We start from the raw sequence: 23,057 nt of genomic DNA, 5'->3' as shown, positions 1-23,057 counted from the left end.
CCGCCATCCGGGGCGCCACGGGGGCAAATTCTCTGTCCTTGCAGGGAGCGGCGGACGTATAGGGGGGAAGCGGCGGGACGTCAAGGCGACGGGCCGGTTTAGGCCGCGCCGGCGGCGGTCCGCCCCCTCTCCCGCTTGCGGGGGAGGGTTGGGGTGGGGGTGCCTCCGCGGAGGGGCACTCGTTATCACAGGTGGTGTCCCCAAGAGGAGAGAGCCCTCACCCGCGCCTTCGGCGCGACCTCTCCCGCAAGCGGGAGAGGTTACCGCGCCCGCGGCCGCCCCCGATCACCAAAACGGCAGTGTTTAAAACCGCTTACCAACACATAAAGGGCGTATTCGCACCCGAAAAGTCCGGCGGAGTTCCGGAAGCCTTGGGACCGGACACATTGTTTGCCGCGATTTGTGGCTTAACTAGCAAGGCCTGACGGCCCCATTGGATGGCTTCGTGCACACCCTGACCCCACGTCTGCCCCGGCTGCGTCATGCTGGCCGGCTGGTCTTGGCGGCCCTTTGCGGGCTGGCTGCGGCTTGGGGCGCGGCGCCGGCGGCGGCACAGGGCAAGCTCGAGGCGCAGTATGAGGCGACGCTGGCCGGCATTCCGGTCGGCCGGGGCGCCTGGACCGTCGATATCCAGGACGATGTGTTTGCGGCCGCGGCCTCCGGCGGCACGTCGGGGCTGCTGAAATCGATTGCGAACGGGTCCGGCACCGGCGCTTCGCAGGGGCGGGTGGTCAACGGCGCGCTGGTCGCGACCGGCTACCAGGCCTCCACCACCACCTCGAAGAAGACCGAAGAGATCCGCATCACGCTCGACAAGGGCAATGTGAAGGAGTTCGGCATCGTGCCGGAGCCGCCGGTCGATGCCGACCGCGTCGTCGTCACCGAGGCGCATCGCCGCGGCGTCTGGGACCCGATGACGGCCTCGCTGCTGCGCGTGCCCGGCACCGGTGATCTGATGTCGCCGGAGGCCTGCCACAACGCCGCGCCGGTGTTCGACGGCCGCATGCGCTACGACCTCAAGCTCGATTTCAAGCGCATGGAAACCGTCAAGGCGGAGAAGGGCTATCACGGCCCGGTCGTGGTCTGCTCGCTGTTTTTCGTCCCCGTGGCCGGCTACATCCCCGACCGCCCCGTGATCAAATACCTCGCCGCCCAGCGCAACATCGAGATCGCCTTCGCCCCCGTCGCGGGCACGCGGATTTTGGTTCCGTTCTGGCTGAAAGTGCCGACGCCCTTGGGGCCGGCGATGCTGGAAGCGACGAGCTTCGTCACGTCAGCCCAGCCGCCGCGGGTCGCGAAGACGCAGTAAGCGCTGCGTCCGCGTAGCCCGGATGGAACGAAGCGCAATCCGGGATTTTCGCCCGCGGCCCCCGTATTCCGCTGTGCTCCATACGGGCTACGGCCCTTCCGTTGACGCGCCTCCCGGAATCACAAGGAAGAGAACTTGGAACGCCGCTTCAACGCCTTACGCGCCGTCACCCGATTCCGCGTTCTACTGTGCATGGGGTTGTTTTCGACTTTTTTTGTTGGAGGCCGAATCCATTTGACTCCGCCTCGATTCTGATTCGACTCCGCGCCGTCCCCAATTTTAAGGAACCCGCCATCAAATCGACGCTTGTACGGCAGCCCAAAACTCCATCTAGTGCGATCAAAGATATGATCCCGCGACATGTTGCGTGAACGGAACGGGACTCAACCGGGAGTCAGCGATTCGGCCGCGATTCGTTCTAGACTCGTTCCGAAGCTTAAAGAGCCAGGGAAAAGCGTCGCAAAGTGAGACAGTTGCGAGAGGTTTGGGCGATCCTCCCTTCTCCCTCGCCCCGTTCTTACGGGGAGAGGGTTGGGGTGAGGGGCTGCTTCCACGAATTCGGTGATAGCTGCGCTTGCGGAGAGCCCCCCTCACCCGAATTCGAGCTGCGCTCGAATTCGACCTCTCCCCGCAAGCGGGGCGAGGTGACTTCCAGGCGCTTCGCGCCAAGAGCGCCCCAAACAGCACTGACATTCGCCCCAATCGCCACTACCTAATCATTCAGACATGGCCTTTTCTCCCTCCTCCTTCGCTTCCGAGCGCGCCGCTGGCGCTGGCGTCACCGCGGTGCTCGGGCCGACCAACACCGGCAAGACCCATCTCGCCATCGAGCGGATGCTCGCGCATTCGTCCGGCGTGATCGGGCTGCCGCTGCGGCTGCTGGCGCGCGAGGTCTATAACAAGATCGCCGATCGCGCCGGCCCCGAGGCCGTTGCGCTGATCACCGGCGAGGAGAAGATCAAGCCGAAATCGCCGCGCTATTGGGTCTCGACCGTCGAGGCGATGCCGCGCGATCTCGACGTCTCCTTCCTCGCCGTCGACGAGGTACAGATCGCCTCGGATCTCGAGCGCGGCCACGTCTTCACCGACCGCATCCTCAACCGCCGCGGCCGCGATGAGACGCTGCTGCTGGGCGCCGCCACCATGCGGCCGATCATCGAGCGGCTCTTGCCCGGCGTCTCCATGATCACGCGGCCGCGGCTGTCGCAGCTCGAATTCGCCGGCGACCGCAAGATCACGCGCCAGCCGCGCCGCACCGCGATCGTCGCGTTCTCGGCCGACGAGGTCTACGCCATCGCCGAGCTGATCCGCCGCCAGCATGGCGGCGCAGCCGTGGTGCTCGGTTCGCTGTCGCCGCGCACCCGGAACGCACAAGTGGCGATGTTCCAGAACGGCGACGTCGACTACCTCGTTGCCACCGACGCGGTCGGCATGGGCCTCAATCTCGACGTCGACCACGTCGCCTTTGCCTCCGACCGCAAGTACGACGGCTACCAGTTCCGCCGCCTGACGCCGTCCGAATTCGCGCAGATAGCCGGTCGTGCCGGCCGCGCCACGCGGAACGGCACCTTCGGTACCACCGGCCGCTGCGCGCCGTTCGAGCCCGAGCTGGTGAATGCGCTCCAGAACCACACCTTCGACAGCGTGAAGATGTTGCAATGGCGCAATTCGAAGCTCGATTTCGCCTCGCTCGGCGCGCTCCAGGTGTCGCTGAACCTGGCCCCCGGCCATGAGGCGCTGACGCGCGCGCCGATCGCCGAGGACATGCGCGTGCTCGATCACGCCGCCCGCGACGCCGAGGTGCGCGATATCGCGCATGGCAAGGCGGCCGTGGAACGGCTGTGGGAGGCCTGCCAGGTTCCGGACTACCGAAAGCTGTCGCCGGCGGCCCATGCCGAGCTGGTGACGACGCTGTACGGCTTCCTGATGCAGAAGGGCCGCATTCCCGACGCCTGGTTCGCGGCCCAGATCGACCAGGCCGACCGCGTCGACGGCGACATCGATACGCTGTCGGCCCGGATCGCCCAGATCCGCACCTGGACCTTCGTCGCCAACCGGCCGGACTGGCTCGCCGACCCCGAACATTGGCAGGGGATCGCGCGGGAGGTCGAAAATAAATTATCGGATGCGCTCCATGAACGCTTGACTGAGCGTTTCGTTGATCGCCGGACCAGTGTATTGATGCGCCGCCTGCGGGAGAACACGAGCTTGAATACGGAAATCGGCAAGACCGGCGAAGTTATCGTCGAAGGCCATGTCATCGGCCGCCTCGATGGCTTCACCTTTGCACCGGATGCGGCGGAAGCCGGCTCCGATGCGAAAGCCTTGCAGGCTGCCGCCCAAGCGGTGCTCGCCGGCGAGATCAATGCGCGTGCCGAGAAACTGGGCGGCGCGCCCGACGAGCAGTTCCTGCTCACGTCCGACGGCACCATCCGCTGGACCGGCGACGCCGTGGCGCGACTGACTGCCGCAGACGAGGCGCTGCATCCGCGCATCCGCATCATCTCCGACGAGCGGTTGACCGGCGCCCCCCGCGACAAGGTGCAGGCCCGGCTCGAGCTCTGGCTCAAGACGCATGTCGAAAAGCTGCTCGGGCCGATGTTCGAGCTGTCCAAGGCGGCTGATGTCACCGGCATTGCCCGCGGCATCGCCTATCAGCTCGTCGAGGCGCTCGGCGTGCTCGAACGGCCCAAGATCGCCAACGAGCTGAAGGATCTCGACCAGCCCTCGCGCGCCGTCTTGCGCAAATACGGCGTCCGCTTCGGCGCCTATCACCTCTATTTCCCGGGCCTGCTCAAGCCCGCCGGCCGTGCGCTCGCCGCGCTGCTGTGGGCCTTGAAGCAGGACAATATCGATCTCTCCTCGCTGTCGGGCGCGCAGCATCTGGCAAGCTCCGGCCGCACCTCGTTCCCGGTCGACAAGCAGCTGCCCCGCGATGCCTATCGCGTGCTCGGCTACAAGCAAGCCGGCGAGCGTGCCGTGCGCGTCGACATTCTGGAGCGGCTCGCCGATTTGATCCGTCCGGCGCTGGCCTGGCGTGAGAACGCGTCCGGCGAAAAGCCCGCCGGCGCCTTCGACGGCCGCGGTTTTGTCGTAACGCAGGCGATGACCTCGCTCACGGGCTCCGCGGGCGAGGACTTTGCCTCGGTGCTGCGCGCGCTCGGCTATCGCATGGAGAAGCGCGCACCGCTGCCGCCGAAGCCGGTGGTGGTTGAAGCAGCCGCTGCGGAGACGCCATCCGCCGAGACCAATGCGGAGGCTCCAGCCGAAACCGCTGCGACCGAAACGCCGGTCGAGCCGGTCACGGTCGAAGACGCGCCGGGCATGGAGCAGCACGACGAGCCCGCTCACGAGGCCGAGCCCGCGCTGGAAGCATTGAGCGAAACTCCGGTCACGCCCGAAGACGCCCCCGGCATCGCGCCTCCGGCCGAAGAAGACGCCGTTGCGCCCGCCGAGCCCGCCGGCCTTGAGGCGGCGCCCGCCGAGGCCGCCGCAACGGAAGCCGCCGCGTCGGCTGATGCGGCCGCGCCTGCGGAAGCCGAGGCAGCGCCCGCCGAGCCTGAGCTCGTCGAAGTCTGGCGTCCCGGCGGCCGTCACGAGGATCGCAAGCCGCGCCACGAGCGCCATCGTCATCAGCGTCACCACAACCAGCCGCGTGCTCAGGACGGCGCGCAGGCAAACGCTGCGCCCGCGGAGGGCGAGGCCGCGCAGGCAGCCGACGGCGAGAAGCGCGGTGAGCAGCGTCACCGCCACGGTGGTGGTCATCGCAGGGATGGTGGCAAGGATTTCCGCAAGCCGCGCGAAGGTGGTGCCGAAGGCGCGCCGCGCCAGGAAGGGCGCGACGACAAGAACCGCAGCTTCCAAGGCCGGGATCAAGGCAAGGATCGCGACAAGGATCGCGATCGCAACAAGGGCAAGTTCGGTGGAGATCGTGACAAGGGCCGCGACAATCGTGGCCGTGATCGCGACAAGGGCCGTGACCGTCAGGGCGGCCCCTCGTTGCGCCCTTACGCATCGAGCGCGAACCCGCGCGAGCGCGATCGTCCGATCGATCCGAACTCGCCCTTCGCCAAGCTCGCCGCGCTGAAGGAGCAACTCGCGGCGCGCAAGGAGTAGCGAAGAGGAATAACGCCCACGACCGAACGGCAGCGTCTCGACAAATGGCTGTGGCATGCGCGGGTGGTGAAGGCGCGCACCTCCGCGGCTGAGCTCGTCGAAACCGGCCACGTCCGTGTCAACGGCGTGCGCGAGAAATCGCCGGGGCATGCGGTCAAGCTCGGCGACGTCTTGACGGTCGCACTCGATCGCACCGTGCGCGTTTTGAAGGTCACCGCCTTCAACGAGCGCCGCGGCGATGCTGCCTCGGCACGCGTGCTCTATGAAGAGCTCGGCGATACGAAACGCAATTAATTGCGCTTCGTATTCATTTCTTGGCTGATCACACGCCGAAAGCAGTCATGATCGGTCGTCCCCGAGCTTGCAGCGCCGGGCCATCCGCGCTACGCAAGCCGCAAGTTTTAAAAGAGCTTTTCGGAGCGTTCGATGACTTACGTCGTCACTGAAGCGTGCATCAAGTGCAAGTACACCGACTGCGTCGAGGTCTGCCCCGTCGACTGTTTCTACGAGGGCGAGAACATGCTCGTCATCCATCCTGACGAATGCATCGACTGCGGCGTGTGCGAGCCGGAATGCCCCGCCGACGCCATCAAGCCGGACACGGAACCGGGCCTGGAAAAGTGGCTCCAGGTCAACGCCGACTACGCCAAGAGCTGGCCGAACATCACCCAGAAGAAAGAATCACCTCCCGATGCGAAGGAATTCGACGGGACGGAGGGCAAGTTCGAGAAGTATTTCTCTCCGAACCCCGGCTCCGGAGACTAATTCGGGCCCAAACTTAACCCTAATAGCGCCGAACGGGCCGAAAACCAGCCCTCAAGACCCCTAAACCATTGATTTTTGCGGGAAATGTGCTATATTGGGCACATTAAGCCGAACCTCGTCGGCCCGATTGGCCCCTGTGGGTTCCCGTGAAACCAAATGTCGAACAGGGGCGTGGCAGTTTCCGCGCGCAGGCTGTGTCACAGAAAACGCGTAAAAAGAGTACTTCAGCGAGGGCTTCCCACAAGGAGGCCAAAAAAGCCGCCGCGGCCAGCCGTAGCGCATCCAAGGGTCGGGCCGCCGCCAAGGCGCCGCCGGCTGCAAAGTCCTCGAAGAACAAAAGAAGCGCAATGCCTCACAAGACTGCCAAAACTGCCGCGAAAGCGACCGTTTCCAAGCCTGTTGCTGCCAAGGCTCCCACTTACAAGGCTCCCGCAGCCAAGGCCCCCGCGGCCAAGGCGCCCGCTGCCAAGACTGTTGCTCCGAAGGCCCCCGTTGCTGCCGCCCCTGCCAAGGCTCCCGCTCCTGCCAAGGCTCCCGTCGCTGCCAAGCCGGTCGTGAAGACCGCTGCACCCGCGCCGAAGGTCGAGGAAAAGAAGGTCGTGACCCAGCGCCAGGGCTTCAAGGCCAATGAATTCGTCGTCTATCCCGCTCACGGCGTCGGCCAGATCCTGGCCATCGAGGAGCAGGAGATCGCCGGTGCCAAGCTCGAGCTGTTCGTCATCAACTTCATCAAGGACAAGATGACGTTGCGCGTTCCGACCGCCAAGGTCGCCAATGTCGGCATGCGCAAGCTGTCCGAGCCCGCGCTGGTGAAGCGCGCACTCGAGACGCTCAAGGGCCGCGCCCGCGTCAAGCGCACCATGTGGTCGCGCCGCGCCCAGGAGTACGAAGCGAAGATCAATTCGGGCGACATCGTCGCGATCGCGGAAGTCGTGCGCGACCTTTACCGCTCCGAGTCGCAGCCCGAGCAGTCGTACTCTGAACGCCAGCTCTATGAAGCGGCGCTCGATCGTCTCTCCCGCGAGATCGCGGTGGTGCAGCACTCGACCGAGACCGAAGCGGTCAAGGAGATCGAGGCTCAGCTCGCCAAGAGCCCGCGGCGCACCGGCGCCAAGACGGAAGCCGCCGAAGGTGAGGCGGATGCCGAGGGCGATACCGACGAAGGCGACGGCGCCACGGTCGCCGACGAGGCGGCGTAAGCGCTTCTCGCGTCCATCGCAACAGATCAAAAGCCCGGCCGAATGGCCGGGCTTTTTGTTTGATGCTTAGAGGAGCCTACTTCACCGGCCGCTTCTCGAGCTTCCGCGCCAATGTCCGCCGGTGCATCCCGAGCCGCCGCGCCGCCTCCGAAATGTTGAAATCCGTCTCGATCAGGGTCTGGTGGATGCGCTCCCATTCCAGCGTCTTGATCGAGGTCGGCCGCGCGTCGAGCGCGACTTCCGCATTGCCTTCGGCCTTGTTGAAGGCGGCTTCGATGTCGTCCGTGTTGGAGGGCTTTGCCAGATAGTGGCAGGCGCCCAGCTTGATGGCTTCGACGGCGGTCGAGATGCTGGCGAAGCCGGTCAATACCACGATCAGCATCTCCTCATCGTGTGTGTGGAGGAGCTCGACGCAGGCCAGCCCCGAGGCGCCGCCAAGCTTGAGGTCGACCACGGCGTAACCGAAGGATCTTTCCTCCAGCACGGCGCGGACGTCCTCGATCGAGGCGGCGAGCACGACCTCATAGCCGCGGCGCTCGAACGAGCGTTTCAGCGTGCGCGCGAAGCCGGCATCGTCCTCGACGACGATGAGCGAGCGGTCAGGCGTCAAAGCTGCCTCCGATCGCGAGCGTGGCGAGCGGTAATGTCAGGCGCACGGTGGCGCCGCGCTTCCTGTGGTTTTCGGCGGTCACGCTGCCGCCCAGCTTGCGCACGACATTTACCACCAGGAACAGGCCGAGCCCGCCGCCGGCGCGACCCTTGCTCGACTGATAGGGCTTTCCGAGCTGCGCCAGCATCTCCGGCGCAAAGCCCGGCCCGCGGTCGCTGATCGACAGCACGAGGCTGTCGCCCTCGCGCTCGGCGAGCAGCTCGACCCACTCGCGCGAGACCTCATAGGCATTGTCGAGCACGTTGAAGATGACCTGCTTCAGCGCGACGTCGGACGCGATCGCGACATCCTCGCCGAAGGTGTTGACGAAATAGAGCGTGCGCGCCGAACGCGCGTTGCGCCATTCCTCGACCAGCGCGGTGACGAAGGCCGTCACCGTCGTCGGCGACGATCCTTCGCCGCGCGCTTCCCCCGCCGACACAAGGATGCCCGTGACGATCGATTTGCAGCGCTGCAGCGAGGTCTCCATCTCCGCGAGATCCTCGGCGAGCTCCTGATCGGCGGCGAGATCCGGCATGCGGCGCCAGTCGCTGAGGATTACCGAGAGTGAGGCGAGCGGCGTGCCGAGCTCATGCGCCGCGCCGGACGCCAGAAGGCCCATGCGGACGATGTGATCCTGCTCGGCGGCGTGCTGACGCAGTGCCGCCAGATGCGCGTCGCGCTGGCGGAGATTTCGATTGATGCGGGTCACGAACACCACCAGCAGCACGGCGTTGAGAACGAAGCCCAACAGCATGCCGGCCACGGTGAGCGTGTAGGTCTCGCTCAGTGGATTCGGCGGTAGGTCGAGCGGCCGGTATGCGACCGTCAGCCAGACAAAACTCGCGCAGGTCAGCGCGACCAGCGACCAGGTCGAGCGGGCATTGAGCAGCACCGCACCCAGCGTCACCTGGAGCAGGAACAGCGAGGTGAAGGGATTGGTGGCGCCGCCGCTGAGGTAGAGCTGCGCGGTCAGGGCTGCGACATCGAGCATCAGCGCGACCAGCAGCTCGTTGTTGGTGATCGCGGCGCGATGGCGCACCCAGACCAGGCTCGAGACATTGAGAAAGACCAGCGCGCCGATCACAGCGCCCATGCGGGTCAGCGGCAAGGGAATGCCGAGCCAGAAATGCACGCCGCCGATGGTGACGATCTGGCCGACCACCGCGGTCCAGCGCAGCTGGATCAGCAGCGCCATGTTCTTGCGGTTGGTCTCGTCGTCGGTCGGAGCAGTGCCGATCAGCTCGCTGCGCGCATCCGCCTGCGATTGCAGCGTGACGGCCAGCTCGCCTTGTAGAGGCATCTTCCCGTCGTCAGGTCGGCTCGACGATCGTTCCAGCATCTGATCCCGTCCTGCGCGCGGCGGCATCAAATCCGCTGGCCGGTTCGTGGATGAAGCGCCCGCGGCGGAACAGCCCGCCGCCGAATGTGACGAAAAGTTTACCGGCCAGCATGAAAGCCAGGGCAAACCACGTCAGCGCGTAGATCAGGTGGTTATTGGGAAAGCGGACCACGGTCAATCCGCCGATTGGACCGCTGCCAGATTGTGACCCGGCATCGGCATCGATGAAGAAGGGAGCGACGTCGTGAAGGGCCCGTGCGGCCGCGATCGCGGTAACGTCACGCGAATACCAGCGCTCGTGGACGGGGTCGTTATTCCTGAGGAAGCCGCCTTTTGGCTCAGTCACCCGCAACAGACCGGTGACCTCGACCTGGCCTTGCGGATTGCCATCCTGCCGGGTCGGTGCGTCGCGTCGCTCGGCCGGAACGAAGCCGCGGTTGATCAGGACCAGCGTGCCGTCGTCGCGCCGGAGCGGCGTCAGCACCCAATAGCCGCCGCCCTCTTCGGTGACGGCTTTGACCAGGGTCTCGCGGTCATGCAGGAAACGGCCCGTGATGGTGACGTGCCTGTATTCGTCGCTCGCGGCGCTGACCGCGGGCCACGCTACGGGGGAAGGGATCGGCTGTGCGGCAGCATGGACGCGCTGCTCGACGCGGTCGATCAGCGCCAGCTTCCAGGCGCGCCGTTCGACCTGCCAGACGCCGAGGGCGATCAGGACGGCGAACGCTGTGAGCGAGAGGACCGCGAGCCACAAGGAGGGACGCGCAGCCTTGCCGCGCGTCGTGCTTGCCTTGCCTGTCACGGTCCCGGTCTCGCTCACTTCATCCCGGTCATCTGGTGGATCGGCATCATGTTGCTGTTGAGGTGGTTCATCACCCACAGCGAGCCGGACAGCGCGATCACGACCATGACGATGGTGAAGATCAGCGCCATCATGCTCCAGCCGTTCTCGGACTTGGTGTTCATGTGCAGGAAGTAGATCATGTGCACGACAATCTGCACGACCGCGAAGGCCATGATGACGAGCGCGGTGATCTGCTTGCTCGGAAGCGCACCGCTCATCACCAGCCAGAACGGGATCGCGGTGAGCACGACCGAGAGCACGAAGCCGAGGAGATAGGTCGAGAGCGAGCCGTGCGAATGGTCGTCGTGATGATGGTCCGCGTGGGCGGCGTGGCTGTCGGTGTTCATCGCAGAACTCCCAGGAGATAGACGAAGGTGAAGACGCCGATCCAGACCACGTCGAGGAAGTGCCAGAACATCGACAGGCACATCAGGCGACGGCGGTTGGCCTCGATCAGGCCGAACTTCCAGACCTGCACCATCAGCGTCACCAGCCAGATCAGGCCACAGGAGACGTGCAGGCCGTGGGTGCCGACCAGCGTGAAGAAGGCCGACAGGAAGGCACTGCGCTGGGGCGTCGCGCCCTCATGGATCATGTGGGCGAACTCGGAAAGCTCGATGCCGATGAAGGCGAGGCCGAACAGGCCCGTGATCGCGAGCCAGGCTTGCGTCGCGCCGATCCGGTTCTGCGCCATCGTCAGCATGGCAAAACCGTAGGTGATCGACGACAGCAGCAACATCGAGGTGTTGACCGCGACCAGCGGCAGGTCGAACAGGTCCTTCGGCGCCGGGCCGGCGGCGTAGTTGGCTCCGAGCACGCCGAAGGTGGCGAACAGGATCGCAAAGATGAGACAGTCGCTCATCAGATAGATCCAGAAGCCGAGCGAGGTGCTCCATCCTTCCGGGTGCGGGTGTTCGTCGGCGAGATAGAAGACCGGCTCGCCTGATTGCGAGGGATTCACAGCGATCGTCATTTACTTGGCTCCGGCGAGCAGTTTGGTGCGCGCGTCCTCGGCCCGGACGACGTCGTCGGCCGGGATGTCGAAGTCGCGGTGATAGTTGAAGGTGTGGCCGATGCCGACGGCGAGCATCGCGATGAGACTCGCGGCGGCAAGCCACCAGATGTACCAGATCAGGCCGAATCCCATCGCGGTGGCGAAGCCTGCGAGGATGATGCCGGTGCCGGTATTGCTCGGCATGTGGATCGGCTTGAAGCCGAGCAGCGGACGCTGGTAGCCACGGCGCTTCATGTCCCACCACGCGTCATTGTCGTGAACGACGGGGGTGAAGGCGAAGTTGTAGGCCGGCGGCGGCGAGGAGGTCGCCCATTCCAGCGTGCGCGCATCCCAGGGATCGCCGGTGACGTCCTTGAGCTGCTCGCGCTTGAGGAAGCTGACGGCGAACTGCATCAGCATCGACAGGATGCCGAGGAACACCAGGAAGGCGCCGATGCCGGCGACGATGAACCAGATCTGCAAGCTCGGATCGTCGAACACGCGAAGCCGGCGGGTCACGCCCATCAGGCCGAGCACGTAGAGCGGCATGAAGGCGAGGTAGAAGCCGGTGACCCAGAACCAGAACGACAGCTTGCCCCAGAACGGATCGAGCTTGAAGCCGAACGCCTTCGGGAACCAGTAACCGATGCCGGCGAACGCGCCGAACACGACGCCGCCGATGATCACGTTGTGGAAGTGCGCGATCAGGAACAGGCTGTTGTGCAGGACGAAGTCGGCCGGCGGTACCGCGAGCAGCACGCCGGTCATGCCGCCGAGCACGAAGGTCAGCATGAACGCGATCGTCCACATCATCGGCAGTTCGAAACGGATGCGGCCGCGGTACATCGTGAACAGCCAGTTGAACATCTTCGCGCCCGTCGGGATCGAGATGATCATCGTGGTGATGCCGAAGAAGGAGTTGACGCTGGCGCCCGACCCCATCGTGAAGAAGTGGTGCAGCCAGACCAGGTACGACAGGATGGTGATGACCACCGTGGCGTAGACCATCGAGGTGTAGCCGAACAGCCGCTTGCCCGAGAAGGTCGAGGTCACCTCGGAGAAGATGCCGAAGGCGGGGAGAACCAGGATGTAGACCTCGGGATGACCCCAGATCCAGATCAGATTCACGTACATCATCGGGCTGCCGCCGAAATCGTTCGTGAAGAAGTTGGTGCCGACGTAGCGGTCGAGCGAGAGCAGCGCGAGCACAACGGTCAGAACCGGGAAGGAGGCGACGATCAGCACGTTGGTGCAGAGCGAGGTCCAGGTGAACACCGGCATCCGCATCATGGTCATGCCCGGCGCGCGCAGCTTGACGATGGTGCAGATCAGGTTGATGCCGGACAGCGTCGTTCCGACGCCCGCGACCTGTAGGCCCCATATGTAATAGTCGACGCCGACGTCAGGACTGTAGCCGATGTTCGACAGCGGCGGATAAGCGAGCCAGCCGGTGCGGGCGAATTCGCCGATGAACAGCGAGGCCATCACCAGCACCGCGCCGCCGACCGTCATCCAGAAGCTGAAATTGTTCAGGAACGGGAACGACACGTCGCGCGCACCGATCTGGAGCGGCACGACAAAGTTCATCAGGCCGGTGACCAACGGCATCGCCACGAAGAAGATCATGATCACACCGTGGGCGGTGAAGACCTGGTCGTAGTGATGGGCGTTGAGATAGCCTTCGGAGCCGCCAAAGGCCAGCGCCTGCTGCAACCGCATCATGAGCGCGTCTGCGAAGCCGCGCAGCAGCATCACGATGCCGAGGATCATGTACATGATGCCGATGCGCTTGTGGTCGACGCTGGTGAACCACTCGCGCCACAGATAGCCCCAGACGCGGAAATAGGTCAGCCCGGCGAACATGACGAGGCCGCCGGTCGCCACCACCGCAAAAGTGGCGACGACGATCGGCTCGTGCAGCGGCAGCGATTCGATGGTGAGCCGGCCGAAGATGAGCTTGAGAAAATCAGGAGACATGCGTGCTCTCTCAGGAGTCTGACTTCGGACGTTGTCCGAGGAAGAAGGACGAAGACTTGAGCGGCGTGAAGGTCGGCCGCTTCAGGCCAGCGCCGAGCAACGGCGCGGTGTCGACGGGCGCCGTGATGGAGGCGGTGGTCTTGCCCTGCGGCGCATCGGGCGTGCAGGTGCCGGCGACGAAGGTCGGCTCCGGCCCAAGCGCGGTGCCGCGGCGGGCATACTTGTCGTAGGCCAGCGGCAGGGTGTTGTTCAGGCCCTCATGACCGAGGCCGCCCTTGGCGTCGATCGCCATCATCTCGCTCTGGCACATCTTGCCGGTCTCGACGCACATGTTGAGGATCAGGCGATAGAGATCGGAATCAATGGTGCCGTAGCGCCGCACCGGCTCGTTCTGGCTCGGCTTCTCGAGCTGGAGATATTCGGCGCGGCCGAGCGAACCGCCGGCCGATTTGGCGCCGGCGATCCAGCCGTCAAAGCCCTTATCGTCGAAGGCGTGGAAGGCGAAGTGCATGCCGGAGAAGCCGGCACCGCTGTAGTTGGCCGAGAAGCCCTTATACGTGCCGGAATGGTTCACGACGGCGTGGAGCTTGGTCTCCATGCCCGGCATCGCGTAGATCTGGCCGGCCAGCGCGGGGATGTAGAACGAGTTCATCACCGAGGAGGCGGTGATGCGGAAGTTGATCGGGCGATCGACCGGCGCCGCGAGCTCGTTGACGGTGGCGATGCCGTAGTCCGGATAGATGAAGAGCCACTTCCAATCGAGCGCGACGACGTCGACCTCGAGCGGGGCCTTGGACTGATCCACGGCACGCTCCGCATTGATGCGGCCGAGCGTGCGATAGGGATCGAGCAGATGCGTGCCCATCCAGGTCAGCGCGCCGAGGCAGACAATGATCAGCAGCGGTGCCGACCAGATCACCAGCTCGAGGCTGGTCGAATGGTCCCAATCCGGCTCATAGCGCGCGGTCGTGTTGGACTGGCGGTAGCGCCAGGCGAAAAGCACCGTCAGCGCCATCACGGGAACGACGATCAGGAGCATCAGGACGGTGGAGATGATGACGAGGTCGCGCTGCTGGGCAGCGATATCGCCGGCTGGCGCCAGCACGATGTAGTTGCAGCCACTGAGCGCAGCCGCCAAAGGTAGTAGCGCCAGGATCTTGAGACGAGACACGGCTGAGCCTTATGAGAATGAGTTTCCTTTGCGGGGCCAAGGGGTAGCTGCGGCGCAGCAATCCGGACATTGGACAATTTGTCCAATGTTGCAGTGCGGAATGTTGGGTCAGACAGAGCCAGATTGCCCGGCGCCCGCCGGGTGGTCGGCTTTGGTTTTCAGGACGTTAAGGGCGCACGATGGCGACGGCACAGACCCCCGCAATGGCAGACCACCATTCGGGCGAGCACGGCCACGACCAGGCCAGTGCCGGCGAGATCGCCATCGGCGTCATCATCGGCCGCACCTCGGAATTCTTCGACTTCTTCGTCTACGCGATCGCCTCGGTGATCGTATTCCCGCGCCTGCTGTTCCCGTTCACGAGCGAGCTGACCGGGACCCTCTATTCCTTCACGATCTTCGCGCTGGCCTTCGTGGCCCGCCCGCTCGGCACCGTCATTTTCATGACGGTCGACCGGGAGTACGGCAAGACCGCCAAGCTGGTCGCCGCGCTGTTCCTGCTCGGCACCGCCACCGTCGCGATCGCGTTCTTGCCCGGCTATCACGACATCGGCGCCGCCGCGATCTGGCTGCTGGCGCTGGCGCGCATCGCGCAGGGTCTGGCCTGGGGTGGCGCCTGGGACGGTCTCGCCTCGCTGCTGGCGCTGAACGCGCCACCCTCGAAGCGCGGCTGGTACGCGATGGTGCCGCAGCTCGGCGCGCCGCTCGGGCTGATCGTGGCCAGCGCGCTGTTCGCCTATTTCGCCGGCAATCTCTCGGCGGACGATTTCTTCGACTGGGGCTGGCGCTACCCGTTCTTCGTTGCGTTTGCCATCAACGTCGTGGCGCTGTTCGCGCGCCTGCGCATGGTGACGACGGAGGAATACGCCTCGCTGTTCGAGACCCGCGAATTGCAGCCGTCGCGCATCTCCGACACCGTCGCCCGCGAAGGCCACAACATCATGCTCGGCGCGTTCGCGCCGCTGGCGAGCTTCGCGCTGTTCCACATGGTTACGGTGTTTCCGCTGTCCTGGGTGTTTCTATTCACCCGTGAGAGCCCGGTGCGCTTCCTGATCATCGAGATCGTCGCCGCCGTGTTCGGGGTCGGCGCAATCGTGCTGTCCGGCGTGATTGCCGACCGCGTCGGCCGCAAATCGCTGCTGATGGGATCGGCGATCGCAATCGCGATCTATAGCGGCTTCGCCCCGCAACTGCTCGATGCCGGTGCGTTCGGCGAGACCATCTATATGGTGATCGGCTTCATCCTGCTGGGTCTCTCGTTCGGCCAGTCCTCCGGCGCGATCGCCTCGAACTTCAAGCAGATGTACCGCTACACGGCGTCTGCGCTCACCTCGGACATGGCCTGGCTGTTCGGCGCCGGCTTCGCTCCGCTCGCCGCGCTCCTGCTTGCCACCAATCTCGGCGTCATCGCCTCCGGCGCCTATCTGCTCTCCGGCGCGTTTTGGACTCTGCTCGCGCTCTGGCTCAGCGGCCAGCGCGAGGCGGGGGACATGGACGCGGGCGGTTAAAGCTCACCCGTGTCGTCCTGGCGAAAGCCAGGACCGATTATCCCGACTGTTCATTGTTGAAGCACGCTGGAGCTACCAGCGTGCCCATTCCAATATCCTGTGGTTGATGGGGTGGACGGCCCCCTACGGCATCAGTGTGCCAGAATGAGGTTGTTGCAATCTCAGACAAGGGAGCCGTCCGTGACGAAGATTATCCGCATTGGAATGGATACGTCGAAGTATATTTTTGTGCTGCATGGGGTTGATGAGGATGAGCGGCCTGTGCTGCGCAAGAAACTTTCGCGCAAGCAGGTGCTCGAGTTCTTCGCCAAGTTGCCGCCGACCGTGATCGGGATGGAGGCCTGCGGGGCTTCGCAACATTGGGCGCGAGAGCTTCGCCAGCTCGGCCACGAGGTGAAGCTGATGGCGCCGCAACTGGTGAAGCCCTACGTGTCGCGGAACAAGAACGACGGACGGGACGCGGAAGGGCTGTGCGAGGCGATGAGCCGACCGACCATGCGGTTCGTGCCGGTGAAGAGCGCCGAGCAGCAAGCCGCATTGATGCTGACGGGCATCCGCGACGGGCTGATCGCCCGGCGCACTCAGTTGACCAATACGATCCGCGGCCATGCGGCGGAGTTTGGCCTGATTGCGCCCAAGGGGCTGGACAAGATCGAGCCGTTGCTGGCGCAGATTGCGCAGGACGAGACGCTTCCTGTCCTGGCGCGCGAGCTGTTTGTCGTGCTGGGCCGCGAATGCGCTAAGCTCGAGAGCGAGCTGGAGGCGATCGAAGCCAGGCTGATGGCCTGGCACCGTGGCGATGCCATGGGCCGGCGTCTGGCGCAGATCCCCTCGGTCGGCCCGATCGTTGCCACCGCGCTGGTGATGAAGACGCCGGATCCGCGGGCGTTCCGCTCCGGTCGTCACTTTGCGGCCTGGCTCGGCCTCACGCCCAAGGACCACTCCACCGCTGGCAAGACCAGGCTCGGCAAGATCACCCGGGCGGGCGACGAGGATCTGAGACGGCTGCTCGTGATCGGGGCCACGGCGGTGATCCAGCAGGCCCGGCGAGGCCGCGGCCATCACTCGCGCTGGCTGTTGGCACTGATCCAGCGCAAGCCGCCGAAGCTTGCAGCCGTAGCGCTCGCCAACAAGGTGGCCCGCATCGCCTGGAAGCTGATGATCAGCGGCGAGAGTTACGACGCGGCACGGTTGAATGCCGCCGCGGTAGTCACCGCCTAACAGATTGGCCGGCCGGCGGTCGTTCGCCAGCCGACCCGGAAGCTGCAGGAGCAGATGGAGCGATCGATCGAGCAACGATGCGAGACATTCCGTGGGACCCATTGGCCGCCAGCAGGTCGCCGGGTTGTTTGGAACCCGCATCGCGCAAACCATCTTGGCCAGCGATCTAATCCATCGCACTCAACAGGCCGGACATATGGATGCAAGCGATCCGATCTCTCAAAAAGCTCTTGTGCCACGGGGGCCGTCCACATATGGGTCCCGGATCTGCGCTTACGCTTGTCCGGGACGACGGCGGAATTTGTGGGTCGAGATCCCGGGTTCGCGCTAAGCGCGCCCCGGGATGACGCGCGCTTAGCGCGCGTCAGTCCGCCACGACCTTCACGCGATCGCGCACCTTCACCAGCGCGTTGCGATCGAGCCCGTTCAGCACGCGAAAACGCTCGGCGGGGTGATCGACGCCGGCCATGCGGTGGGAGAGCGATTCCACGGTGTCGCCGGGCTGCACGGTGATCACCTTGATGCGCAGGGGCCGCGCCGCCTGGATCTCGTCGAGCGTCAGGCGGCGGAATGAATTGACGGTCTCGCGCGCGTTGCGCTCGCTCTCGGTCGACTTCTGCCGTGCTGCGAAGATGAAGCGGTAGACGTCGCTGCCGAAGCGCAGCGCATAGACCTTGAACTGCCACTGATCGCCCTTGGCGGTGGCGGAGGCGGCCGGAAAGCCGTTGATGGTGATATCCTCGGTGGACGCCTTCTCGACGCCTTCCATCCAGCCCGAATTGAGGTAATCGCCGAGCGACTGCTCGGCCGGCACGCGGACGACGTCGAAGCGCATCGCCTGCGAGCCGCCGTCGCGTACGCCGATCACCGCCTGCGCGGTGTTGTCGAGCGTGAAATTGTCTGGCGCCTGGAAGGTGAAGCCGAGCTTTGGATGCAGGAAACGCCGCGCCCGCACAAAGCCCTCGCTCGGGTCTTCGCCGTAGACGAGGTTGTCGATCGCGGCGAGGTAGGTCTCGCGGTCGCGTTCGGCGCCTTCCGGCGCGGCGTATTGGCGCGCGATGGTCTGCGCGTTCTGCACGCGTTCGGGCGTCGCCGGATGCGACGAGGTGAAATCCTGCGCGCGCGGATCGAGCGAGCTCTTGCCGGCCTTGAGCTCGGCATTGCGCTCCATCGCCGAGAGGAAGCGCGCGGCGCCATAAGGGTCGAAATGTGCGCGGGCGGAAATGCCGACGCCGATCCCGTCGGCCTCGAACTCCTGGTTGCGCGAAAAGCTCGCCATGGTGAGCTTGGTCTTGGCGAGCGCGAGCGCGGTGAGATCGGGATCGGTGCTCATGTCGGTGACGACGCGGGTGACGATCGCGGCCTGGCGCGCCTGATCCTCACGCATCGCCGCGTGCTTGGACAGCACATGCGCCATCTCATGGCTCAGCACCGAGGACAATTCCGAGGTGTCGCTGGCGAGCGCGAGCAGTCCGCGCGTGACATAGAGCTGTCCGTTCGGCAGCGCGAAGGCGTTGACCGCGCCGGAATTGAGGATGGTGACCCTGTAGCCCTGGTCGGGACGGTCGGAGGCCGCGACCAACCGCTCGACGGTCTTGGTGACCAGCGATTCGAGCCTGGGGTCGTCATAGGTGCCGCCATAGCTCGCCAGGATGCGCTCGTGTTCCTTTTCGGTGGCGGGGGTCTGCGCGACGGCTGGCTTCGGCTTGGGCATCGCGACCGTTGCTGGTGTCGCGGCAGTCTGGAACCGGCCCATATCGCCGCAGCCGGCGAGGGCTGTGCCCAGCACGAGGCATAGCGCAGCCGGCGCCGCCCGCAGGCGGCGGCCATGACCTCTTCCGTGCCGTTCTAGCACCCCATTCACGTCGCTTAACCCGTGCCTGGCCTTTAAGGCCTTACCCCTGTCGGCTCGTTTGCGCCCAGCAACTCGACCTGTCCCACCCGGAGCACATCGATACGCGGCCCCGTCGTTCCCTCAACCCAGCCCCGGATTCGAACGCGTCGATTTTCCAAGGACTTAAGGGCAATCCCAGCGCTTTCGAACGCCGGCAATATGCGCCTTGAAATAGTCACGGCAAAGCCGCGTGTCCAGTTCCGTCCGAAGTTGAGATAAGTCGTTGCCCCAGCTTGCCGGACCGACAGGACTTTACCCTCGACCACCACGAAACGCCCAATCCCGGTCAAAATATCGTCCGGACTTTCCGCGTTTTTTATGGCCGACGGGTCAGCCCAGTTGCCCTTTTTTTGGCGCCGCGCCTCGGCCTCCGCCGCCATCAGGGCGGCCGCGCAGTCCTTGTCCGCGATCTCGGCGGAGACGATTGCGTCGCCCTGGGCGAGCAGCATGGCCTGCACGGAGGTATCAGTCTCACCGGCGAACAAGAGCGCGCCTTGGCGGCCGTAGCGATCGGGCGTGTCGTTGGTGCCGCGCAATATCACATCGCGGCCGATGAGCAGCGAGGTCAGCGCCTGCTTCGTTGTCGCCGTCGGCTCTATGCCGGTAAGACGGATTTCGCGGCCGTCGTCGAGGCGCACGCTGCGTGTATCGACGACGGCTGCGACGTGACCCTCGCCTTGGGATTCGAACTGGCAGGCCGCAGCGAGTACGGCGCCGTGCGACGCGATGAGGAGTGCTGCTGCTGCGATGAAGGTGAATGAGCGCGTCACGTTGCCCGGAGAGATTGCGCGTTACGCTCGACTCTTAACCCAAACGGGGCTGGCGGCGAAGACAACTTCACGGCGGTCGCGTGCAATGACAGCATGACGAGGTGCGGCTTATAGGCGCCATTCCGCTTTGCGGAAAACGTGCATGCCGATCGCGCATTTGCACCTTCCCTCGCGCTTGCTGCGCTCTCGCGCATGCGGCATGATTGCGGCAACAGCAATAACCAAGCCGCCATCAGAGTACGGCGCGATAAGGGAGGTCTTTTTCAATGGAGAGAATTTTGTCGGGCATTTTTGCCGCTGCTTTAGCTCTGAGCGCAAGCGCAGCGCAGGCCCAGGACAAGCCGCCGCTCAAGATCGGCGGCATCCTCGACATGTCGAGCCTGTATGCCGACATCACCGGCGCAGGCAGCGAGACCGCGGCCAAGATGGCGGTGGAGGACTTTGGCGGCGAGGTGCTGGGACGCAAGATCCAGGTGCTGGCGGCCGACCATCTCAACAAGGCCGACCTCTCCGCCAACATCGCGCGCGACATGCTCGACAATCAGGGCGTCGAGATGATCTACGACGTCGCGGCCTCCGCGACCGCGCTTGCCGCTGGCGAGATCGCCAAGGCGCGCAACAAGATCATCATCTTCAACGGCCCCGGCTCGATCCGCCTCACCAACGAGGCCTGCGGTCCCTACACCGTGCACTACGTGTTCGACACGTTCGGCCAGGCCAATGTGACCGGCCTTGCGGCCGTGAAGTCGGGCCTCGACACCTGGTTCTTCCTGACCGCCGACTACGCCTTCGGCCAGGATCTGGAGAAGGACACCAGCAACGTCGTCACCAAGACCGGCGGCAAGGTGCTGGGCAATGTCCGCCATCCCCTCAACACGTCGGATTTTTCGTCCTTCCTGCTCCAGGCCCAGGCCTCCAAGGCCAAGGTGATCGGGCTTGCCAATGCCGGCGGTGACACCGTCAACGCCATCAAGCAGTCGGCCGAGTTCGGCATCACCAAGGGCGGCCAGAAAATCTCGCCGCTGCTCGCCTTCGTCACCGATATCGACTCGATCGGGCTGGAGACGGCGCAGGGCCTGCTGCTCGCGGAAGCTTTCTACTGGGACCTCAACGATGACACGCGCGCATTCTCGAAGCGCTTCACCGAGCGCATGAAGCGGCCGCCGACCTCGGCGCAGGCCGGCGTCTACTCCTCCGTCACGCATTACCTGAAGGCCGTGAAGGCGGCCGGCACGACGGACTCCGCGGCGGTGATGAAAGTGATGAAGGAAACGCCGATCAACGATTTCTTCGCCAAGGATGGCAAGATCCGCGAGGACGGCCGCATGTTGCACGACATGTATCTGTTCGAGGTGAAGAAGCCGTCGGAGTCCAAGGGCCGCTGGGACGATTACAAGCTGCTCGCCACCGTGTCCGGCAACGAGGCGTTTCAGTCACTGGAGCAGTCGCGCTGCCCGCTGGTGAAGAAGTGACGGCGTGGCGTAAGCCACGACGTCATCCCGGGGCTCGCGAAGCGCGAACCCGGGATCTCGAGGTTCCGGATTCGCCGCTTTCGCGGCGCCCCGGAATGACGGAGCAAAACAACAACAAGGGAGACCACCCATGAGCAACGACATGGTCCTGCAAAAGCTCGAAGGCGGGCTGCTCACCATCACCATGAACCGTCCCGAGCGCAAGAATGCGCTGAACCCGGACATGGTGCGCGGGCTGGTCGAGGCGGCGCGGCGCGCGGCTGACGATCCGGAGGTGCGCGCGGTACTGTTCAAGGGCGCGGGTGGCTCCTTCTGCGTCGGTGGTGACGTCAAGTCGATGGCGGAGGGCCGCGCGCCGCTGCCGTTCGAGACCAAGCTTGCAAACCTCCGCCGCGGCATGGAAGTCTCGCGCATCCTGCACCAGATGCCGAAACCCGTGGTGGCGCAGCTCGACGGTGCCGCGGCCGGCGCCGGCCTCTCGATGGCGCTGTCGTGCGATCTGCGCGTCGCCAGCGAATCCTGCAAGATTACGACGGCCTTCGCCAAAGTCGGCTTCTCCGGCGACTATGGCGGCACCTATTTCCTGACCCAGCTGCTCGGTAGCGCGCGGGCGCGCGAGCTCTATCTGACCTCGCCGGTGCTCACGGCGAAAGAGGCGCATGCGATCGGCATGGTGACCAGGGTCGTTCCCGACGCCGAGATCGATGCAGCCGCACACGAGCTCGCGCTGTCGCTGGCGCAGGGCCCATCGATCGCGCTCGGCTTCATCAAGCGCAACATCAATAATGCCGAGCATCTGGCGCTGGAAGATTGCTTCGATGGCGAGGCGATCCACCACACCCGCTGCGGCGACACCGAGGATCACAAGGAGGCCGCAAAAGCCTTTGTCGAGAAGCGCAAGCCGACGTTCAAGGGCGTATGACGATGGCGCCCTATATGCGGCTGCGGCAAATCTGCCTGGTAGCGCCGCAGCTCGCGCCGGTGATCTCGGATATCGCCGAGATCATGGGGCTAGCGGTCTGCTATCGCGACGGCAATGTCGCAAAATACGGCCTGGAGAACGCACTGCTCCCGGTCGACACGATTCTGCTGGAAGTCGTGGCGCCGTTCCAGAGCGGTACCACGGCCGGCCGCTTCATCGAGAAGACCGGGGGCCGCGGCGGCTACATGGCGATCTTCTGCTGCAATGATCCCGATGAGCGCGGCAGGAATGCCAATGCCATGGGCGTGCGCACCGCTAACGTGATCGACCACGCCCCCTATCACGGCGTGCAGCTCCACCCCCGCGACTGCCGCGCCGCCTTCATCGAGTTCAATCACACCGAAGGCAGCGACGACATTCTGGGACCGTATCCACCGGCCGGTCCTGACTGGCAAAAGTTCATCCGCAAGGATGTGACGCAGGCGCTGACGGGCGTGGAGATGCAGAGCCCGGATCCGCAAGGGCTGGCGGAGCATTGGGGGAAGATCATCGGGGTTGCGCCTGGTAACGCCGGTGACGGTGTTACCGAACTGAAGCTGCCAAATGCCATCTTCCGCTTTGCCAAGGGCAGCAGCGAAATCATGAGTGCGCTGGAGTTTCGGGTCGCCGATGTGGCGACCGTGCTGCATGCCGCGAAGGCGAACGGCCATGCGGTTGCGGGTAATGAGTTTCTGCTGGGCGGGGTGACGTTCCGGCTCGCCGCTTGAGCGGCCGGCACATTGCTTGTTGGGTTGTCATGCCCGGGCTTGTCCCGGGCATCCACGTTCTTGCTCCACGACGTCATTCCGGGGCGCCCGAAGGGCGAGCCCGGAATCTCGAGATTCGAGGTCTGGTCCTTCGGACC

At 64.9% G+C, this 23,057-nt stretch carries 18 protein-coding genes and 1 pseudogene; 10 read left to right on the top strand and 9 right to left on the bottom strand.

Features of this window, described 5'->3' with window-relative positions:
• Positions 1-499 precede the first annotated feature (499 nt).
• The 5 genes from IVB18_RS47795 to IVB18_RS47775 all read left to right on the top strand — a co-directional run bounded on the left by IVB18_RS47795 (position 500) and on the right by IVB18_RS47775 (position 7,389).
• Entirely contained in the window at positions 500-1,309 is an 810-nt protein-coding gene (locus IVB18_RS47795) for a DUF3108 domain-containing protein (RefSeq protein WP_247991907.1), read from the top strand.
• 726 nt (positions 1,310-2,035) lie between these two features.
• Positions 2,036-5,425, top strand: a complete 3,390-nt coding sequence (locus IVB18_RS47790; RefSeq protein ID WP_247986970.1) for a helicase-related protein — start codon at positions 2,036-2,038, stop codon at positions 5,423-5,425.
• 9 nt (positions 5,426-5,434) lie between these two features.
• The gene (locus IVB18_RS47785) at positions 5,435-5,719 is read left to right on the top strand and encodes an RNA-binding S4 domain-containing protein (RefSeq protein WP_256477134.1); all 285 of its coding nucleotides are present in this window, start codon (positions 5,435-5,437) and stop codon (positions 5,717-5,719) included.
• A 132-nt stretch (positions 5,720-5,851) separates the two neighbouring features.
• Entirely contained in the window at positions 5,852-6,190 is a 339-nt protein-coding gene (gene fdxA, locus IVB18_RS47780) for a ferredoxin FdxA (protein WP_247986968.1), read from the top strand.
• A 347-nt stretch (positions 6,191-6,537) separates the two neighbouring features.
• Positions 6,538-7,389: a CarD family transcriptional regulator gene (locus IVB18_RS47775; protein WP_247986967.1), complete on the top strand. Its 852-nt coding sequence runs from the start codon at positions 6,538-6,540 to the stop codon at positions 7,387-7,389.
• A 76-nt stretch (positions 7,390-7,465) separates the two neighbouring features.
• On the opposite strand, the gene IVB18_RS47770 is transcribed toward IVB18_RS47775, so the two are convergent.
• From IVB18_RS47770 to cyoA, 7 genes are read right to left on the bottom strand one after another with little or no spacing between them, the layout of a single operon-like run.
• Positions 7,466-7,999, bottom strand: a complete 534-nt coding sequence (locus IVB18_RS47770; RefSeq protein ID WP_247986966.1) for a response regulator transcription factor — start codon at positions 7,997-7,999, stop codon at positions 7,466-7,468.
• Positions 7,989-9,380, bottom strand: a complete 1,392-nt coding sequence (locus tag IVB18_RS47765) for an ATP-binding protein (RefSeq protein ID WP_247986965.1) — start codon at positions 9,378-9,380, stop codon at positions 7,989-7,991. The genes IVB18_RS47770 and IVB18_RS47765 overlap by 11 nt, the downstream gene beginning before the upstream one ends.
• Positions 9,352-10,200: an SURF1 family protein gene (locus IVB18_RS47760; RefSeq protein ID WP_247986964.1), complete on the bottom strand. Its 849-nt coding sequence runs from the start codon at positions 10,198-10,200 to the stop codon at positions 9,352-9,354. The genes IVB18_RS47765 and IVB18_RS47760 overlap by 29 nt, the downstream gene beginning before the upstream one ends.
• Positions 10,197-10,571, bottom strand: a complete 375-nt coding sequence (gene cyoD, locus IVB18_RS47755; RefSeq protein ID WP_247986963.1) for a cytochrome o ubiquinol oxidase subunit IV — start codon at positions 10,569-10,571, stop codon at positions 10,197-10,199. Before cyoD ends, IVB18_RS47760 begins: the two co-directional genes overlap by 4 nt.
• Positions 10,568-11,197, bottom strand: a complete 630-nt coding sequence (gene cyoC, locus IVB18_RS47750) for a cytochrome o ubiquinol oxidase subunit III (protein WP_247986962.1) — start codon at positions 11,195-11,197, stop codon at positions 10,568-10,570. The genes cyoD and cyoC overlap by 4 nt, the downstream gene beginning before the upstream one ends.
• A complete protein-coding gene (gene cyoB / locus IVB18_RS47745) occupies positions 11,198-13,195 on the bottom strand; it encodes a cytochrome o ubiquinol oxidase subunit I (protein ID WP_247986961.1) in 1,998 nt (665 codons plus the stop codon).
• Between the two features lie 10 nt (positions 13,196-13,205).
• On the bottom strand, positions 13,206-14,366 hold the full coding sequence (gene cyoA / locus IVB18_RS47740) for a ubiquinol oxidase subunit II (protein WP_247986960.1): 1,161 nt from the start codon (positions 14,364-14,366) through the stop codon (positions 13,206-13,208).
• 179 nt (positions 14,367-14,545) lie between these two features.
• Here cyoA and IVB18_RS47735 point away from each other — a divergent pair, with 179 nt between their 5' ends.
• Together IVB18_RS47735 and IVB18_RS47730 are read left to right on the top strand one after the other, a co-directional pair.
• Positions 14,546-15,874 carry an MFS transporter gene (locus IVB18_RS47735; RefSeq protein WP_247986959.1) on the top strand — a complete coding sequence of 443 codons (1,329 nt, stop codon included), beginning with the start codon at positions 14,546-14,548 and terminating at the stop codon, positions 15,872-15,874.
• A gap of 180 nt (positions 15,875-16,054) precedes the next feature.
• Complete coding sequence (locus IVB18_RS47730; protein ID WP_247986947.1) at positions 16,055-17,095, top strand: IS110 family transposase; 1,041 nt, start codon at positions 16,055-16,057, stop codon at positions 17,093-17,095.
• A 364-nt stretch (positions 17,096-17,459) separates the two neighbouring features.
• On the opposite strand, the gene IVB18_RS47725 is transcribed toward IVB18_RS47730, so the two are convergent.
• On the bottom strand, positions 17,460-18,851 hold the full coding sequence (locus tag IVB18_RS47725; RefSeq protein ID WP_247991906.1) for a M48 family metalloprotease: 1,392 nt from the start codon (positions 18,849-18,851) through the stop codon (positions 17,460-17,462).
• A gap of 131 nt (positions 18,852-18,982) precedes the next feature.
• Positions 18,983-19,854, bottom strand: a pseudogene (locus tag IVB18_RS47720) (thermonuclease family protein).
• Positions 19,855-20,025: 171 nt separating this feature from the next.
• On the opposite strand from IVB18_RS47720, the gene IVB18_RS47715 reads away from it, so the two are divergent.
• The 3 genes from IVB18_RS47715 to IVB18_RS47705 all read left to right on the top strand — a co-directional run bounded on the left by IVB18_RS47715 (position 20,026) and on the right by IVB18_RS47705 (position 22,920).
• Complete coding sequence (locus IVB18_RS47715; protein ID WP_247986958.1) at positions 20,026-21,231, top strand: ABC transporter substrate-binding protein; 1,206 nt, start codon at positions 20,026-20,028, stop codon at positions 21,229-21,231.
• Between the two features lie 130 nt (positions 21,232-21,361).
• Positions 21,362-22,153 (top strand): enoyl-CoA hydratase, encoded by a 792-nt coding sequence (locus tag IVB18_RS47710; protein WP_247986957.1) that lies wholly within the window; start codon positions 21,362-21,364, stop codon positions 22,151-22,153.
• Positions 22,154-22,155: 2 nt separating this feature from the next.
• A complete protein-coding gene (locus IVB18_RS47705; protein WP_247986956.1) occupies positions 22,156-22,920 on the top strand; it encodes a hypothetical protein in 765 nt (254 codons plus the stop codon).
• Positions 22,921-23,057 lie beyond the last annotated feature (137 nt).

The organism is Bradyrhizobium sp. 186, from assembly GCF_023101685.1.
GTDB lineage: Bacteria > Pseudomonadota > Alphaproteobacteria > Rhizobiales > Xanthobacteraceae > Bradyrhizobium.
The sequence above is the reverse complement of the archived record's forward strand: the minus strand, read 5'-3'. Positions and strand labels throughout refer to the sequence as shown.

What these genes read in the sequence shown, in the direction of transcription:
- IVB18_RS47790 (WP_247986970.1), top strand. Translation starts at nt 2,036, where the DNA reads ATGGCCTTTTCTCCCTCCTCCTTCGCTTCCGAGCGCGCCGCTGGCGCT.
- fdxA (WP_247986968.1), top strand. Translation starts at nt 5,852, where the DNA reads ATGACTTACGTCGTCACTGAAGCGTGCATCAAGTGCAAGTACACCGAC.
- IVB18_RS47775 (WP_247986967.1), top strand. Translation starts at nt 6,538, where the DNA reads ATGCCTCACAAGACTGCCAAAACTGCCGCGAAAGCGACCGTTTCCAAG.
- IVB18_RS47765 (WP_247986965.1), bottom strand. Translation starts at nt 9,380, where the DNA reads ATGCTGGAACGATCGTCGAGCCGACCTGACGACGGGAAGATGCCTCTA.
- cyoD (WP_247986963.1), bottom strand. Translation starts at nt 10,571, where the DNA reads ATGAACACCGACAGCCACGCCGCCCACGCGGACCATCATCACGACGAC.
- cyoC (WP_247986962.1), bottom strand. Translation starts at nt 11,197, where the DNA reads ATGACGATCGCTGTGAATCCCTCGCAATCAGGCGAGCCGGTCTTCTAT.
- cyoB (WP_247986961.1), bottom strand. Translation starts at nt 13,195, where the DNA reads ATGTCTCCTGATTTTCTCAAGCTCATCTTCGGCCGGCTCACCATCGAA.
- IVB18_RS47735 (WP_247986959.1), top strand. Translation starts at nt 14,546, where the DNA reads ATGGCGACGGCACAGACCCCCGCAATGGCAGACCACCATTCGGGCGAG.
- IVB18_RS47725 (WP_247991906.1), bottom strand. Translation starts at nt 18,851, where the DNA reads ATGGGCCGGTTCCAGACTGCCGCGACACCAGCAACGGTCGCGATGCCC.
- IVB18_RS47715 (WP_247986958.1), top strand. Translation starts at nt 20,026, where the DNA reads ATGGAGAGAATTTTGTCGGGCATTTTTGCCGCTGCTTTAGCTCTGAGC.
- IVB18_RS47710 (WP_247986957.1), top strand. Translation starts at nt 21,362, where the DNA reads ATGAGCAACGACATGGTCCTGCAAAAGCTCGAAGGCGGGCTGCTCACC.
- IVB18_RS47705 (WP_247986956.1), top strand. Translation starts at nt 22,156, where the DNA reads ATGGCGCCCTATATGCGGCTGCGGCAAATCTGCCTGGTAGCGCCGCAG.